This window comes from Enhygromyxa salina (assembly GCF_002994615.1).
Lineage (GTDB): Bacteria > Myxococcota_A > Polyangia > Nannocystales > Nannocystaceae > Plesiocystis > Plesiocystis salina_A.
The window spans coordinates 20,782-34,404 of sequence record NZ_PVNK01000214.1 but is presented as its reverse complement, the minus strand read 5'-3'; the positions used below and the strand labels follow the sequence as shown (position 1 = coordinate 34,404).

14 protein-coding genes are annotated in these 13,623 nt (G+C 70.2%); 9 read left to right on the top strand and 5 right to left on the bottom strand.

Annotation, left to right across the window (positions count from 1 at the left end; translation table 11 throughout):
* Positions 1-32 precede the first annotated feature (32 nt).
* Both ENSA5_RS25160 and ENSA5_RS25155 read left to right on the top strand, forming a co-directional pair.
* Positions 33-563 carry a hypothetical protein gene (locus ENSA5_RS25160; RefSeq protein ID WP_106394242.1) on the top strand — a complete coding sequence of 177 codons (531 nt, stop codon included), beginning with the start codon at positions 33-35 and terminating at the stop codon, positions 561-563.
* A gap of 259 nt (positions 564-822) precedes the next feature.
* Positions 823-2,067 carry a vWA domain-containing protein gene (locus tag ENSA5_RS25155; RefSeq protein WP_146156095.1) on the top strand — a complete coding sequence of 415 codons (1,245 nt, stop codon included), beginning with the start codon at positions 823-825 and terminating at the stop codon, positions 2,065-2,067.
* A 211-nt stretch (positions 2,068-2,278) separates the two neighbouring features.
* Here ENSA5_RS25155 and ENSA5_RS25150 read toward each other — a convergent pair whose 3' ends face one another.
* Positions 2,279-2,674 carry a hypothetical protein gene (locus ENSA5_RS25150; protein WP_146156094.1) on the bottom strand — a complete coding sequence of 132 codons (396 nt, stop codon included), beginning with the start codon at positions 2,672-2,674 and terminating at the stop codon, positions 2,279-2,281.
* A gap of 15 nt (positions 2,675-2,689) precedes the next feature.
* Here ENSA5_RS25150 and ENSA5_RS38210 point away from each other — a divergent pair, with 15 nt between their 5' ends.
* Positions 2,690-2,965 (top strand): IgGFc-binding protein, encoded by a 276-nt coding sequence (locus tag ENSA5_RS38210; protein WP_106394240.1) that lies wholly within the window; start codon positions 2,690-2,692, stop codon positions 2,963-2,965.
* A gap of 181 nt (positions 2,966-3,146) precedes the next feature.
* On the opposite strand, the gene aceA is transcribed toward ENSA5_RS38210, so the two are convergent.
* Together aceA and aceB are read right to left on the bottom strand one after the other, a co-directional pair.
* The gene (gene aceA / locus ENSA5_RS25140; protein ID WP_219906856.1) at positions 3,147-4,421 is read right to left on the bottom strand and encodes an isocitrate lyase; all 1,275 of its coding nucleotides are present in this window, start codon (positions 4,419-4,421) and stop codon (positions 3,147-3,149) included.
* Positions 4,418-6,043 carry a malate synthase A gene (gene aceB, locus ENSA5_RS25135; RefSeq protein WP_106394239.1) on the bottom strand — a complete coding sequence of 542 codons (1,626 nt, stop codon included), beginning with the start codon at positions 6,041-6,043 and terminating at the stop codon, positions 4,418-4,420. The genes aceA and aceB overlap by 4 nt, the downstream gene beginning before the upstream one ends.
* A gap of 166 nt (positions 6,044-6,209) precedes the next feature.
* On the opposite strand from aceB, the gene ENSA5_RS25130 reads away from it, so the two are divergent.
* Positions 6,210-7,679, top strand: a complete 1,470-nt coding sequence (locus tag ENSA5_RS25130) for a helix-turn-helix domain-containing protein (RefSeq protein WP_106394238.1) — start codon at positions 6,210-6,212, stop codon at positions 7,677-7,679.
* 121 nt (positions 7,680-7,800) lie between these two features.
* Here the strand turns inward: ENSA5_RS25130 and ENSA5_RS25125 are convergent, their stop codons facing one another.
* A complete protein-coding gene (locus ENSA5_RS25125) occupies positions 7,801-8,322 on the bottom strand; it encodes an ABA4-like family protein (protein ID WP_219906855.1) in 522 nt (173 codons plus the stop codon).
* Positions 8,323-8,328: 6 nt separating this feature from the next.
* On the bottom strand, positions 8,329-9,507 hold the full coding sequence (locus ENSA5_RS25120) for a hypothetical protein (protein WP_146156093.1): 1,179 nt from the start codon (positions 9,505-9,507) through the stop codon (positions 8,329-8,331).
* A gap of 544 nt (positions 9,508-10,051) precedes the next feature.
* Here ENSA5_RS25120 and ENSA5_RS36365 point away from each other — a divergent pair.
* The 5 genes from ENSA5_RS36365 to ENSA5_RS38200 all read left to right on the top strand — a co-directional run bounded on the left by ENSA5_RS36365 (position 10,052) and on the right by ENSA5_RS38200 (position 13,600).
* Entirely contained in the window at positions 10,052-10,237 is a 186-nt protein-coding gene (locus ENSA5_RS36365) for a hypothetical protein (protein WP_181198124.1), read from the top strand.
* The gene (locus ENSA5_RS38205; RefSeq protein WP_181198123.1) at positions 10,234-11,400 is read left to right on the top strand and encodes a hypothetical protein; all 1,167 of its coding nucleotides are present in this window, start codon (positions 10,234-10,236) and stop codon (positions 11,398-11,400) included. Before ENSA5_RS36365 ends, ENSA5_RS38205 begins: the two co-directional genes overlap by 4 nt.
* Positions 11,401-11,484: 84 nt before the next feature.
* Positions 11,485-12,030 carry an RNA polymerase sigma factor gene (locus ENSA5_RS25105; RefSeq protein WP_106394235.1) on the top strand — a complete coding sequence of 182 codons (546 nt, stop codon included), beginning with the start codon at positions 11,485-11,487 and terminating at the stop codon, positions 12,028-12,030.
* Complete coding sequence (locus ENSA5_RS25100; protein WP_106394234.1) at positions 12,027-12,797, top strand: hypothetical protein; 771 nt, start codon at positions 12,027-12,029, stop codon at positions 12,795-12,797. Before ENSA5_RS25105 ends, ENSA5_RS25100 begins: the two co-directional genes overlap by 4 nt.
* 59 nt (positions 12,798-12,856) lie before the next feature.
* Entirely contained in the window at positions 12,857-13,600 is a 744-nt protein-coding gene (locus ENSA5_RS38200; protein ID WP_258183013.1) for a Dickkopf N-terminal cysteine-rich domain-containing protein, read from the top strand.
* The last annotated feature ends 23 nt before the right edge of the window (positions 13,601-13,623 follow it).

The window sequence follows — 13,623 nt, the reverse complement described above, 5'->3', positions numbered from 1 at the left end:
TCGGCCGTGGGCGCGTCCATCCTCGCGCGGACGTGGCGTTGTTCGTGGCCAACCTACTGCTCGCCGGGACGATCTCGGCGCCGCCGAGCGAGGCTCCGCCCGGTGGCTACTGGACGATGGGGGAGCAGCGCGAGCGTGAGCGCGAGCCCGCCGACGGCGACGACGAGCTGACGATCGGCTCGGTGCTCTTTTCCCTCGGGTTGCTGCGAGCCGGCGCCGCGGCGTTGTCGCTGTGGATGGCCGGGCGTCCCGACCTGTGCCCGATCTCCGCCGACGCAGACTGCAGCTCGCTGCGTACCTACGGTTTCGTCGGCATCGGCGAGGGCAGCTTGATGATTGGGACCGGGATCGTCTACCTGGCGATCGGCGCATCTCGCCGTCAGCGACACCAGCGCTGGCAGCGAGGCGAAGTGACGCAGCTGCGTCACCCCCCGTTGACGCGGCGACTGCAGCTCGGCCCGTGGTTGACCCCTTCGCCCGCGGGGTGGGCCTGGGGTGAAGGGGCTGTCGCCACGCCACGATCTCTGACAGGTGGGGGCGTGCGGGTCCGAGTGCGCTTTTAACACGCCCGACATAGCTGCCGATTCGAGCTATTTGGATGGTGATGGCGTAGGCGAAGCGGGCGACATCTTGGGGCCCGATCGGGTATGGTGTCTGAGTCAGCGTGGTTCCCACGATGCTCAGCGACGGCCAAGGGGTGGCGTTTCTGCCCGCCAGCCATCAGAATTCGACAGGCCGGCAGAAAGCCCGGTCCAGCTGGTGTCGAAGCCCTGGGAGCCCTGTGCTGACGATGCGACTTACGATCAAGGAGCTTGAGAAGCGATGAACCGTAGCATGCTGATTTGCGTCACGCTGCCCCTCGCGGCGGCCCTCACTGGTTGTCCGAGCACCCCCCCAGGGGGCGGCGAAGAGGAGAACGACTCCACCGGAATCACCACCTTCGGGACCTCGGGCGACGGCGACGGCGACTCCGGCGACGGTGACGCCGGTGACGGCGACGGCGACCCCGGCGACGGCGACTCCGGCGACGGAGACGATGACGGCCCGGACTGCGGCGAGGTCTCGATCATCCCGGAGTACGTGCCGCCCAACGTCATGCTCGTGGTCGACGCCTCGGGCAGCATGGTCAGCCCGGCGAACAACTGGGACCACGACCTCGACGAGATGACGCCGGACGTGACCCGGTGGTTCTCACTGCACGGCGTCGTCGACTCGGTCATGTCCAATTTCGGTCCGGCGATGTACGCCGGCATTCAGCGCTTCCCGTCGGCCGACGCCTGCGATCCGCACCCTTGCTACGACATCACCTCGTGCACGGTCTCCGGGACCCCCGAGGTCGGCGTCGCGCTCGACAACGCGGCGGAGGTCCTCGCGGCGATCCCCGGTCCGGACGCCACCAGCGAAGACATCGAGGGCGGCACGCCAGCGACCAAGGGCATCAACTCGGCCATCAACCACCTCCTCGACTCGAACCCCAACCTCGAGCGCTACATCCTGCTCGTCACCGACGGCGCGGCCAACTGCAACACGGACCTGCCCTTCCCGGACTACATCGAGTCCTACGACGAGACGCTCCCGACCACGGTCGAGGCCGCGTTCATGAACGACAACATCACGACCTTCGTCGTCGGCATCGACATCATCGACGAGCTCGTCGGCGCCGGAGCTGACGGCGCGCCCGAGGCCAACCCCTTCGAGCGCCTCAACGACGTCGCGCTCGCTGGTGGCGCGCCCAAGAACGGTGGCATGGACACCGAGAAGTTCTTCAACGCCACCAACCAAGACGAGCTCCTGGCCGCGCTCGAGGAGATCCTCGGCAACGTCACGAGCTGCGAGATCGACCTGACGATGACCGAAGAGGGCCCGCCCGCGCCGGAGCAGATCCCCTTCGTCGAGTTCACCTCCGACGGCGAGACCGTGCCCAAGATCGACAACTGCGACACCGAAGACGGCTGGACCTGGGTCGAGGAGGGGTTGATCGTGACCTTCTGCGGGACCTACTGCACCGACTTCAAGAACGGCGCCGCGACCTTCGACGGCAAGTACGGCTGCCCCCCGCCCGGCTGACCGGTCGGCCCGCGTACATGGCGTGAGATGTTCGCGCCATGTGCGACGAGCCGAGCGCGGCGCTGGCCGGGCTTCGGCTTCGCGTGTGGGTTCAGCCCCACCGAGGGCGGGCGCCGAGCGAGGCTCGACCCGCTTCGAGCTCAACGAAGCGCTGCGCAAGCTGAGCTCGACGCGGGTCGGGCCTCGATCGGGGTCGGGCTCGCGGGCTTGCTCAGCTGACCGAGCGGACCAGAGGCAGCTGCGGTGGCCCCTGCTCGGCGGCCTCGGCGAGCTCGGCGGCCGCCGTGTCGCGAGCGCCCTGCAGCAGCAGCTCGCGGACGCCGATCAAGGTTGATCCGTAGCACTCAGGTTCGCGGCTCGCGGCCAGGTCGAGGGCCATCAGCGCCAAACCCAGGTTTGGGACCGCACGCAGGAGCAGCGACCGGGCCTCGTCGAAGTAGCAGGCAGCCTCGGGATCGATGACGTAGTCAGTCTCCCGCGCGATCGTTCGGGCCTCGGTCTCGCCCGCCTCGAAGCTGAGGCGCACGAGGGTCAAAAACGCGCTTAACTGGGCGCTTGCGCGCTCCGCCGTCTCTTCGATCAGCATCATCTCCGACATCGAATTCATAGGTGCGGGCTCCGGATGATCTGTTGGGATTTCTGGCTGAACGATCGCACCTCAACTGCTGAGGATTCTCACGGTTCGATTCCGCTCGGGGCCTGCAGTTCGAGCTCGACGCGGGGCGAGCACGCGCAGTTCATCCAAGCCATCGAGCTGACCGGCAGCATCATCCAGAGCGACAAGCCGCTCGGGCTGATGGGTGGGCACTCGGGCATGCAGGTCCCGGTCGGGACCTCGTACTCGGAGCAGGCCGAGCAGATGAGCCCGCCGGTCCGGGGGGCCGCAGCTGGGCAGTGACTACGAGTGGACCTGCTTCGATCTGACCAGCGGCGACTTCCAGCTCAACGGCAACTGCCCGCCGGGTAGGCCTAGGCCTACCCGGCGGGCGTGAACGTGCAGCCGATCAGGGACGTGGTGTTGGATCCCCAGGGCTGAGCGGGGCGCGAGCCCGCTGGGCGGACTCGCTCGCCCGTCCGGCTCAGGCCGCGTCGAACTGCGAGGTCTCGGTGCTGCCGCTCATCGCCAGCGTCGACGCCTGGCCACCGGTGATCGCCTGCGTGACCCGGTCAAAGTACCCGGTCCCAACCTCGCGCTGGTGGCGAACGGCGGTGTAGCCGTCGGCCTCGGCGGCGAACTCCTGGGCCTGCAGCTGCGCGTAGGCGCTCATGCCCGTGGCCTGGTAGCCGCGGGCGAGCTCGTACATCGAGTGGTTGAGGGCGTGGAAGCCCGCGAGGGTGACGAACTGGAACTTGTAGCCCATCGCACCGAGCTCGCGCTGGAACTTGGCGATCGTGGCGTCGTCGAGCTTGCGCTTCCAGTTGAAGCTCGGCGAGCAGTTGTAGGCCAGGAGCTTGCCCGGGAACTTGGCGTGGATCGCCTCGGCGAAGCGGCGGGCCTCGTCGAGGTCCGGGGTCGAGGTCTCGCACCAGATCAGATCGGCGTAGGGCGCGTAGGCGAGGCCGCGGGCGATCGCGGCCTCGATCCCGTCGCGGACGCGGAAGAAGCCGTCGGGCGTGCGCTCGGACGAGACGATGAAGGGCCGGTCGCGCTCGTCGACGTCGGAGGTCAGGAGCTTGGCGCTGTTGGCGTCGGTCCGGGCGATCAGCACGGTCGGGACGTTGCAGACGTCGGCCGCGAGCCGGGCCGCGGTCAAGGTCCGGACGAACTGCGAGGTCGGGACCAGGACCTTGCCGCCGAGGTGGCCGCACTTCTTCTCCGACGCGAGCTGATCCTCGAAGTGAACCCCGGCGGCGCCGGCCTCGATCATGCTCTTCATCAGCTCGAAGGCGTTGAGCGGGCCGCCGAAGCCGGCCTCGGCGTCGGCGACGATCGGGGCGAGCCAGTGGCGGCTGCTGGTCATGCTCGCCGCCTCGCTGCGCTCGACCTGGTCGGCGCGCAGCAGCGCGTTGTTGATCCGCTTGACGACGCTGGGCACCGAGTTGGCCGGGTACAGGCTCTGGTCGGGGTACATCTGCCCGGCGAGGTTGGCGTCGGCCGCGACCTGCCAGCCCGAGAGATAGATCGCCTCGAGCCCGGCGCGGACCTGCTGGACAGCCTGGTTGCCGGTCAGGGCCCCGAGCGCGGCGACGTAGTCGCGCTCGTGGAGCAGCTGCCACAGGCGCTCGGCTCCGACTCGAGCCAGCGTGTGCTCGACGACCACGGACGGGCGCAGGCGCTCGACCTCGGTCATGTCGTAGGGGCGCTCGATCGCGCGAAAGCGGGTGTCGTTGAAGGTCTGGTTGGTCGTCGTCATGGTGTTGGGCTCTCGGGCAAATGGGCGTAGGCGCCCAGGGTCAGGAAATCGGCGAGCTCGTCGGCGAGCGCGAGCTCGAGGAAGAGATCACGGGCGAGCTCGAAGCGGCCGCCGTCGAAGCGGGCCTCGCCGACCTCGGCGCGGATCGTGTCGAGCTCCTCGGCGACGACGGCCTCGATCAGGTCGGCGTCGACGACCCGCCCGTCGGCCAGGGTCACGGCGTGCTTGCGCCACTGCCAGACCTGCGCCCGCGAGATCTCGGCCGTGGCCGCGTCCTCCATCAGGTGATAGAGGGGCACGCAGCCGTTGCCGCTCAGCCAGGCCTCGAGGTACTGGATGCCGACGCGGACGTTGAGGCGGAGGCCGGCCTCCGTCCGTTGACCGTGGGGCGGCGCGCACAGCTGCGTGGCGCCAACCTCGACGTCCTCGCGCAGGCGGTCGAGCTGGTTCGGGGCCTCGGTGACTCGGGCGAAGGCCTCGCGGGCGACGGCGATCAACCCGGGGTGCGCGACCCAGGTCCCGTCGTGGCCGTCACGGGCCTCGCGGAGCTTGTCTTCGCGGACCTTGGCGAGCGCGGCCTCGTTGGCGGCGAGGTCGTCCTTGCGGGGGATCTGCGCCGCCATCCCACCCATCGCGTGGATGCCCCGACGGTGGCAGGTCCGGATCAGCAGCTGGGTGTAGGCCCGCATGAAGGGCTGGGTCATTCCGACCTCGCTGCGGTCGGGGACGATCCGGCTCGGGTCGGCGCGGAAGGTCTTGATGTACGAGAAGATGTAGTCCCAGCGCCCGCAGTTGAGCCCCGAGCTGTGCTCGCGCAGCTCGAACAGGATCTCGTCCATCTCGAAGGCCGCGGGCAGGGTCTCGATCAGGACCGTCGCGCGGATCGAGCCGCGCGGGATCCCGAGCAGATCCTGGGCCGCGACGAAGACCTCGTTCCACAGCCGGGCCTCGAGGTGAGACTGGAGCTTGGGCAGGTAGAAGTAGGGGCCGCTGCCGCTGTCGAGCAGGTGCTCGGCGTTGTGAAACAGGTAGAGGCCGAAGTCGACGAGCGCGGCCGGGGCCGGGCGCCCGCCGAAGCGCAGGTGGGCCTCGGGCAGGTGGAGGCCGCGGGGGCGCACGAGCAAGGTCGCGAGGGGCTGATCTTGGGTCTCGGGCCGGAGGCGGTAGTGCTTGGCGCGGGCCTCGTCGACGTACTCGAGCTCGCGGCGCACGGCCGCGCGTAGGGCGAGCTGGCCGCCGACCATGTTGGCCCAGGTCGGCGCGCTCGAGTCCTCGAAGTCGGCCATGAACACGTCGGCGCCCGAGTTGAGCGCGTTGATGATCATCTTTGGATCGACGGGGCCGGTGATCTCGACGGTCCGCCGGACGAGGTCGGCGGGCGGCTCGGCCACGCGCCAGCTGTCCGCTCGGACGCTCTCGGTCTCCGGGAGGAAGCGGGGCAGGTCGCCGGCGTCGAAGCGGGCCTGGGCCTCGCGGCGCTCGGCGAGGAGCGCGTCGATCCGATCCGTGAACTGCGCGCACAACACGCCAACAAAGGCGAGGGCCGCGGAGGTCAGGATTTCGTCGGTCCCCGGGACCTTCGGGCCGGTGACCTCGAGTGACTTGTGTGCGGCGCCCAACATGTTTACAGAGCATATGGTTGACGCTGTTCAGATCAATAAGATTAGTGTTTTCAAGTAGTTGTAGCTGTAAATGGGAATCTCAGAAGTCGAGTAAATCTGTAATGCTTGTAAATTTTCTAGCTTCGCGCGCTAGCCCGGACGAGCTGCGGCGGACTACGCTCCGGGGGTGTCGGCGGCGTCCGTCAACAGCAACCTCGGGTCCAAGGTGCGTAATAAGCGCCGGGGACGAAACCTGACCCAGGCCGAGCTCGCCCGGCGCCTCGGCATCTCGGCGAGCTACCTCAACCTCATCGAGCACAACCAGCGCCCGCTGACGGCGACCTTGCTGATCAAGCTCGCCCAGGAGTTCGGCCTCGAGCTCAGCGACTTCGCGGCTGACGACGATCGCCGGACCGCGGCGCACCTGCTCGAGGCCTTCTCGGATCCGGTGTTCGAGGAGCACGAGCTCAACTCGGCCGACGTCCGCGAGCTTGCGAGCAGCTCGCCCGCGATCGCTCGGGCCGTGCTGACCCTCTACGAGCAGTTTCGTCGGGCGCGAGAGACCCTCGCCGAGCTCGCCGAAGACAGCTACGCGCACCAGGAGAGCCAGGCCGGGGGCGCGAGCGGGATCGACCCGACCCGGAGCTTGCGGGCCGACGCGCTGCCCTCGGAGGAGGTCAACGACTTCATCCAGCGCCACATGAACTACTTCGACGAGCTCGAGGAGCTCGCCGAGGCGCTGTGGGTCGACGCCAAGCTCAAGCGCGGGGCTCGGTTCGCGGGCATGGCCGAGTGGCTGGGGCGCCGGGGCATCGGCGTGCAGCTCTCGGCTGGCGAGCAGCGAATTGTTCGGCGCTACGATAGCGATCTTCGCCGCATCAGCCTGTCCGAGGCGCTGCCGCCCTCGAGTCGGAATTTTCAGCTCGCGGCCCAGGTCGCGCTGATCTGCCACCACGACGTGCTCGAGCGCCTGACCGACGACGAGCCGGGGCTGAGCTCGTCGAGCTCGCGCACGCTCGCGCGCCTGGTCCTGGCCAACTACTTCGCCGGGGCCGTGCTCATGCCCTACGACAGCTTCGTGCGCTCGGCGAAGTCGCAGCGCTACGACGTCGAGCTGCTCTCGAACCGGTTCGGGACCAGCTTCGAGCAGGTCTGCCATCGCCTCACCACCTTGCGCCGCCCCGAGGCCGAGGGCGTGCCCTTCCACATGCTGCGGGTCGACATCGCGGGCAACATCTCGAAGCGCTTCTCGGGCTCGGGCATTCGCTTTGCCCGCTTCTCCGGGGCCTGCCCGCGCTGGAACGTGTTTCGGGCGTTCCAGACCCCCGGGCTGATCCGGGTCCAGACCTCGATCATGCCCGACGGCGACAAATTCTTCTGTGTCGCGCGCACGGTCGCCCACGGTCGCGGGGGCTACGGCGCCCACCGGGCGACCCTCGCCGTCGGGCTCGGGTGTCCGCTCGAGTACGCCCACGAGCTCGTCTACGCCGACGGCGTCGACCTCGACGAGGAGGACGGGATGCTGAGCGTCGGGGTGACCTGTCGGCTGTGCGAGCGAAGGGATTGCGAGCAGCGCGTGCTGCCCTCGCTGCGCCAGCCCCTGCAGCTGCGCGAGGACATCCGCGGGGTGTCGATGTACACGGATCCCGAGAGCTGAGGCTTCTCGATCCGGGCCGTTCTTGAATACGTCCGAGTCCGCACAAAGATCGTAGCGAAGCTCGGGTGACTCGACGCTCCCGTCGCCCTCTTTGCTGCCTTCCTGACATGAGGGGAGGGGGTCACGTATCTCGAGCGCGTCGCTGCGCGCGGGCAGCTGGGCTCATCTGGCTCCGGTCAGTCGGGACCAGCCAGCGCCGCGCGCCCACGAACAGCAACAGCCCCAGCGGCCCGAGCATCAAGGTCGCAACCAGGATCGGCGCCAGCCGATACCCGGCGTCCGGCGCCTCGCGCATGATCCAGCGCGCGACGAACAGATCAAAACACAGGTAGTGGACCCAGCCCGCGAGCGTGCCCCACTCGCTGTCGAACAGGGCCATCACCCCCGCGAGTGAGGAGAAGCTCCCGCCCGGGCTCGGGCCCGTGAACGTGACCGCGATCAGCGTCACGTAGATCGCCGCGAGGAACACCCAGGGCCACAGCGCGTCGGCGAACAGGCGCGCGAGTTTCGAGCGCGGCGCGAGGAGCCACGTCAGCCAGATCGGCATGGGCAGGAGGTTGACGACGGTGAAGACCAGCTCGGGCTCCATCGCCCGGAGCATGCCATGGGGACACATGAACCACATGCGCGCTCGTCGCGACACGTGAGGTCACGGATCGTCTGGCCCTGGGCCTCCACCCGTGCCGCCACCCGTGCCGCCACCCGTGTCGATGTCGCCAAACCCTGCGCCCACGCCCGTGCCGCCGCCGCCCATTCCCGAGCCGGAGAGCCCGAGGCCGCCGACGCCGTTGGGGTCGTCGATTGCCGAGCCCCAAATGTCCGTTGGCATCGGCCCGCGCACGTGGACCGTGAGCCGGAGCTCGGGCAGGCCGCGAGCGGCGGGGGCGGGCAGGTGGAGCTGAGCCTCGAGCAAGTCGGCGAGACACTGGGCCTCGCTGCCCGAAGCCTCACCCCGAGGTCGCAGCAGGTGTCCCTCGCTGTCGAACTCGACGGTGAACGCGAAGCTCTCGCCCTCCTCGTCGAGCTCGGGGACGCAGGCGTCGGCCCCCGTCAGGCTCGCGGATCGGGTGATCAGCCGAGTCAGGGCGCTACCGTGCTCGAAGTCGGCGAGGTTCTCGTACGCGACGTCGAGGTAGCTGCCGCCGAAGGCCGACATCGAGCCGTAGGGGTTCAGCGTCGTGAGGAGCCCGCTGTCAGCTAGCGCCAGGACGTCCGCCATCTGCGTCTGCTTCGCGGGCCTGGCCCCGGGCTCGGGCTCGGGCTCGGGCTCGGGCTCGGTGACGAGGGCGCTCCACTCGTACGCTTGGACCCCGGCTTGCCCGCACACGGGCTCGACCTCGTCTGGGCTCGCCTCGGTGAAGGCCGCCCGGCAGGGGGCCTGACAGGACGCGCGCCAGTGCTCGTCGAGGGCCGTCTCGCGGGCGAGCTCCCACTCCATGAGCCGGTCCTCGGAGGCCGGGTCGAGCTCTGGCATGGCGTCCTTGGCTGCCTCGGGTCCAGGCGGGAGGAACTCGAGCTGAGGCTCGGGGTGGGCGGCGTCGAACTCGACCGCAGCCGGCACCACGCAAGCGTGGAGCTCGCTCGCCACGGCCACGCAGCTCGCCCCCCCGCACCACTCGAGGCAGGCGCGCGAGCTGCAGACCTCGGTGCAGGCGTCGAGCGTCGAGGCGGTGCATGGAGCCGTCGGCGCCGCCTCGACGAAGGTCGGGGAGGCCGGTCCGGACGAGGGCTCCGAGGACGTCGTTCCCGAGACCTCGGTCGACTGCGTGCGCGCGCAGCCGGTCAGGGCAAGGAGGCCGAAGAGCGTGATCCGCAAGGAGCGTCGCATCGGTCCATCGTCACGCATGCGGGACCGTTGCGCCACCGTGGTCAGTGTCGCCAAAACTTGCAGTGGGCCCACCACAGCGGCGTTCTGGCTCCTTGCCCTCGACGAAAATTCCGGCGCGAGACGACACGATGGGTTGCATCACGGGCTGCTGAAGCGCCGGGCAAAGCTGGAGAGACGTCCCGGAGTCGGGAAGAGGGGGCGGAGGTGATGGAGGAAAGGGAGCTGGCCAAGGGGAACCCGAGCGAGCACGACACGCGCCGGACACAGGGCCGGGGAAGCGTGAAAAGCGGGCTCGAGCGGGTACGAGAGGTAGCACGAAGGGATAAAGAGCTGCGCTCCCCCTGGCCGGCCTGGGTCGAGTGACCAACAGGCCCCGGCTACGCTCGCTCCAGCGTGCGGGCACCCGCCCCGATCGCGACGAGCTCGTGGCCCACACCTTGATCGACACCCACACCGCGAAAACCCAGGTGATCCCGAACTTGTCGGTGAGCATCCCATGCAGGGGCGTCCAGCCAGAGGGGCCGTGCTCGCATCGCACCGGGGCGTGCTCGACCAGCCCCTTCCACAGCCGCTGGATCTGTGCGGGGTGATCCCCGCGGACCGGGATGAAGAACGACCGATGACCGCGCTCGAAGCCCTGGTCTGTAGCGAAGGCTTGCGCGAGCGCGCGGGACTGTCGATGCTCGCCCCGTGCGAGGAGCACTCCTGGCCCGAGCTGGAGCTTCAGTGACGGAGGTCCTCGACGCCAGCGACGAGCGAGGTCACGGGCCTCGCCGCTGCCGACGCGCCCGGCTCGCGGCGACGGTGCGCGCGGGCCTCGCTGTGTCTGCGCTCGCGCTCGGCGGCCCCCAGACCGCGCGCGCGCAGCCGCCGACGCAGGCGGGCGGCGAGTTTCGCTGGGACGCGCCGTCCGAGGGCTGCCCGAGCGAGGCCGAGGTCGTCGCCGAGCTCGAGCGGCTGCTCGGCGGTCCCGTCGCGGACCAGGGCGAGCGCCGGCTGACGGCGATCGCCCGGGTACGGCGCGAGCTCGACGGGCGCTGGGATCTGCGCCTGTGGACCGTGACCGAGGCGGCGACGCGCCAGCGCTCGATGATCGGCGAGGACTGCCAGGTCCTCGCCGAGGCCGCGGCGCTGCTCGCCGCGATGGCGATCGATCCCTCGGCCCTCGATCGCGCCGGCGCCAGCGAGGCCGTGTCCCAGGCCGAGCAGGCCGAGGAGGTCGACGCGCCCGAGCCGATCCCCGAGCCCGAGCCGATCCCCGAGCCCGAGGCAGAGGCCGAGCCCGAGGCCGAGCCCGAGGCCGAGCCCGAGGCCGAGCCCGAGGCCGAGCTCGCCGAGGACCAGCGGCGGCCCGTGACCGCGATCCACCCCCGGCGCCGCTTCGACGTCGTGTTCGGCCTCGGCGGCGGGGTCTCGCTCGGCGCCCTGCCCGGGGTCGGCCCCGTCGTCCGCCTGCGCGCCGGGCTCGCCTGGCCGCGCGCCCGCGTCGAGCTCGATCTTCAGTATGCGTTCGAGCGACGCTCGCGCTTTGACGACGCGCCGGAGCTCGGCGCCGAGCTGAGCATGGCGTCCGCGACCGTGCGCGGCTGCGGGGTCCTGCGTCACGCCCCAGCCAGGCTCGAGTTTCCCCTGTGCGCGGGCGTCGACGCCGGGGCGCAGTTCGGCCGCGGCGTCGGATTTTCGATCGTCGACGAGGGCGCGATCCCCTGGCTGGCCCTCGACCTGTCGCCCGGGCTGACCTGGCACCCGCTCGACAACCTCGCCGTTGGCGTGCGCGCCGAGCCCTTCGTCGCCCTGGTCCGCTCGCGCTTCGAGGCCGACGAGTTCGGCGAGATCTGGCGGCCCGCGCGGGCGGGCTTTCGCGCGCTCCTCGACCTCGAGGCTCGGTTCTGAGTCCTCGGGGAGCTTCGCCAACGGATCCCGCCGCGGCCGGCCACTCACCACCAACGCCCGACTCCTCCACCGTCTCTCGAGCCCGTGTCCAGCACCGCCCAGCACCGCGCAGCACCTGCGCTCACCCTCGCCGACGTCTACCGCGACGAGTTCGACTTCGTGTGGCGTAGCCTTCGGCGACTTGGGGTGCCCGCGCACGCGCTCGAGGACGCGACCCAGGACGTGTTCGTGGTCGTCGCGCGCCGGCTCGACGAGTTCGAGGCCCGCTCGTCGCTGCGGACCTGGCTGTTCGGGATCGCCATGCGGGTCGTGCAAACGCGCAGGCGGACGGTGTGGCGACACCAGCGCAAGCTCGACGTTCTCGCCCGCGAACCGCAGGCCGCCCATGATCCGCTCGCGCGGTCCGACGCGCGGCGGCTGCTCCTGCGCCTGCTCGACGAGCTTGGCGAGGACAAGCGCGCGGTCTACGTCCTCGTCGAGCTCGAGGGCATGACGGCGGTCGAGGTCGCCGCCGGCCTCGAGGTCAACGTCAACACCATCTACACGCGACTGCGAGCGGCTCGACGCGAGCTGCTGGCCGCGGCCGCCAAGTGCGCGGACCTCCGCGATGAAGGGGGTGCCCCACCGTGACGACACCACGACAACTTCTCGATCAACTCGAGCGAGCCGAGCGCGAGGCCACGGGGCCGCCGGCGCAGGTCCGAGCGGCGATCTGGGATCGGGTCGAGGCCGAGCTCGAGGCCGGCTCGCCCGGGCCGACGCTCGACGACGCTCCCCTCGTTCAGCCCGCGGCGAGCCCCGCCGCGCTGAAGCTCGTCGGCGTGCTCGCGCTCGTCGGGCTCGTCGTCGGGCTCGGGCTCGTGGCCCGCGATCGCGGCTCCGCGTCGGCGGATCGCGTCGCCGCGCCGACGCAGGCCGAGGCCGACCCCGAGCCGCCAGACGCGACGCTCGACCTCGGCGCGAGCGCAGCGCCCACGCGCGACCTCGACTCGGCGACTTCGGCGGACCCCTCTGCCGCGACCGCGGGCCCCGAGACCGAGGGCGCTCCGGCCGAGCCCGAGCTCGCGCCCAATCCAGAGCCCGGTCCCGAGCCCACGCGACCGAAGCCGGCCGCCGAACCCAAGACCCTCGGCGATGAGATCGCGCTCATGCAGGCGCTGTCGACTGCGCTCGCCGGCAAAGATTCACGCCGCGCGCTGAAGCTCGTCGCCGAGCACGAGCGCGACTTCGCCGACGGCCAGTTCGTCGAGGAGCGCATGGCCGCCAGGGCCCGGGCGCTGTGCCAGGCCGGGCGCGCGAGCGCGGGCCAGCGCGCGGCCGAACGCTTCGCGACGCGCTGGCCCGCGTCGATTCATCGCGCCGCCGTCGAGTCCGACTGCGGGCACGAAAAAAATTGATCACCGCCAACGGATCCGCGCCCGTCCGGCGACCCACCGCCTGACGACCAAGGACCATCATGCGAAGCATCATCCCCATGACCCTGTGTGTGTGCCTGTCTGCGATCCTCGGCTGCAACGCCAGCCTCGGCAGCGAGGCCGGCTCGAGCGGCGAGACCGGCGAGTCGAGCGAGGCCGGCGAAGACGGAGGCGAGTACGTGCCCTGCAGCGCCGACAACGCCTGCCCCGACGGCCAGTTCTGCTTCAACGGGCTGTGCGCGGTCGGCTGCCTCAGCGACGCCGACTGTGGCGACGATCAGTACTGCGCGACGGACACGGACATGTTGTGCCACAACAACGAGGTCCCGACCTGCGTGAGCGACAGCGACTGCGCGAGCTCACAGGTCTGCGTCAACGGCTTCTGCTCGGCCGCCCCCGACGCGCAAGACTCGGGCTGCAACCTCGACGACTACATCAACGACGGCTGCCCCAGCAACGCGGTCTGCCTCGAGGACATCGACGACCCGGAGGTCGGGGTCTGCTACGAGATGCCGGCGTGCAGCGTCGACGGGGCCTGCCCCGTCGGGCTCGAGGGCGCCGTGTGCAACGACGGCTACCTGCCGAGCAAGGACGCGATCTGCCTCATCGGGCTGTGCGAGACGGTCAGCGACTGCCCGGCGCAGTGGTCGTGCGTGCACTTCAACCAGTCGGTGCTCGGCACGTGCAGTGACGGCGGCTTCGGCAGCCCGTGCGCGACGGGGGCCGACTGCCAGAGCGGCAACTGCACCGAGCTGCCCGGGCTCGGTGGAGGATTCTGCGGCTAGCGAGAGCCTGTGAAGGGCCTCCT

What these genes read in the sequence shown, in the direction of transcription:
- ENSA5_RS38200 (WP_258183013.1), top strand. Translation starts at nt 12,857, where the DNA reads ATGCGAAGCATCATCCCCATGACCCTGTGTGTGTGCCTGTCTGCGATC.
- aceA (WP_219906856.1), bottom strand. Translation starts at nt 4,421, where the DNA reads ATGACGACGACCAACCAGACCTTCAACGACACCCGCTTTCGCGCGATC.
- ENSA5_RS25120 (WP_146156093.1), bottom strand. Translation starts at nt 9,507, where the DNA reads ATGCGACGCTCCTTGCGGATCACGCTCTTCGGCCTCCTTGCCCTGACC.
- ENSA5_RS38210 (WP_106394240.1), top strand. Translation starts at nt 2,690, where the DNA reads ATGATCTGTTGGGATTTCTGGCTGAACGATCGCACCTCAACTGCTGAG.
- ENSA5_RS25155 (WP_146156095.1), top strand. Translation starts at nt 823, where the DNA reads ATGAACCGTAGCATGCTGATTTGCGTCACGCTGCCCCTCGCGGCGGCC.
- ENSA5_RS25150 (WP_146156094.1), bottom strand. Translation starts at nt 2,674, where the DNA reads ATGAATTCGATGTCGGAGATGATGCTGATCGAAGAGACGGCGGAGCGC.
- aceB (WP_106394239.1), bottom strand. Translation starts at nt 6,043, where the DNA reads ATGTTGGGCGCCGCACACAAGTCACTCGAGGTCACCGGCCCGAAGGTC.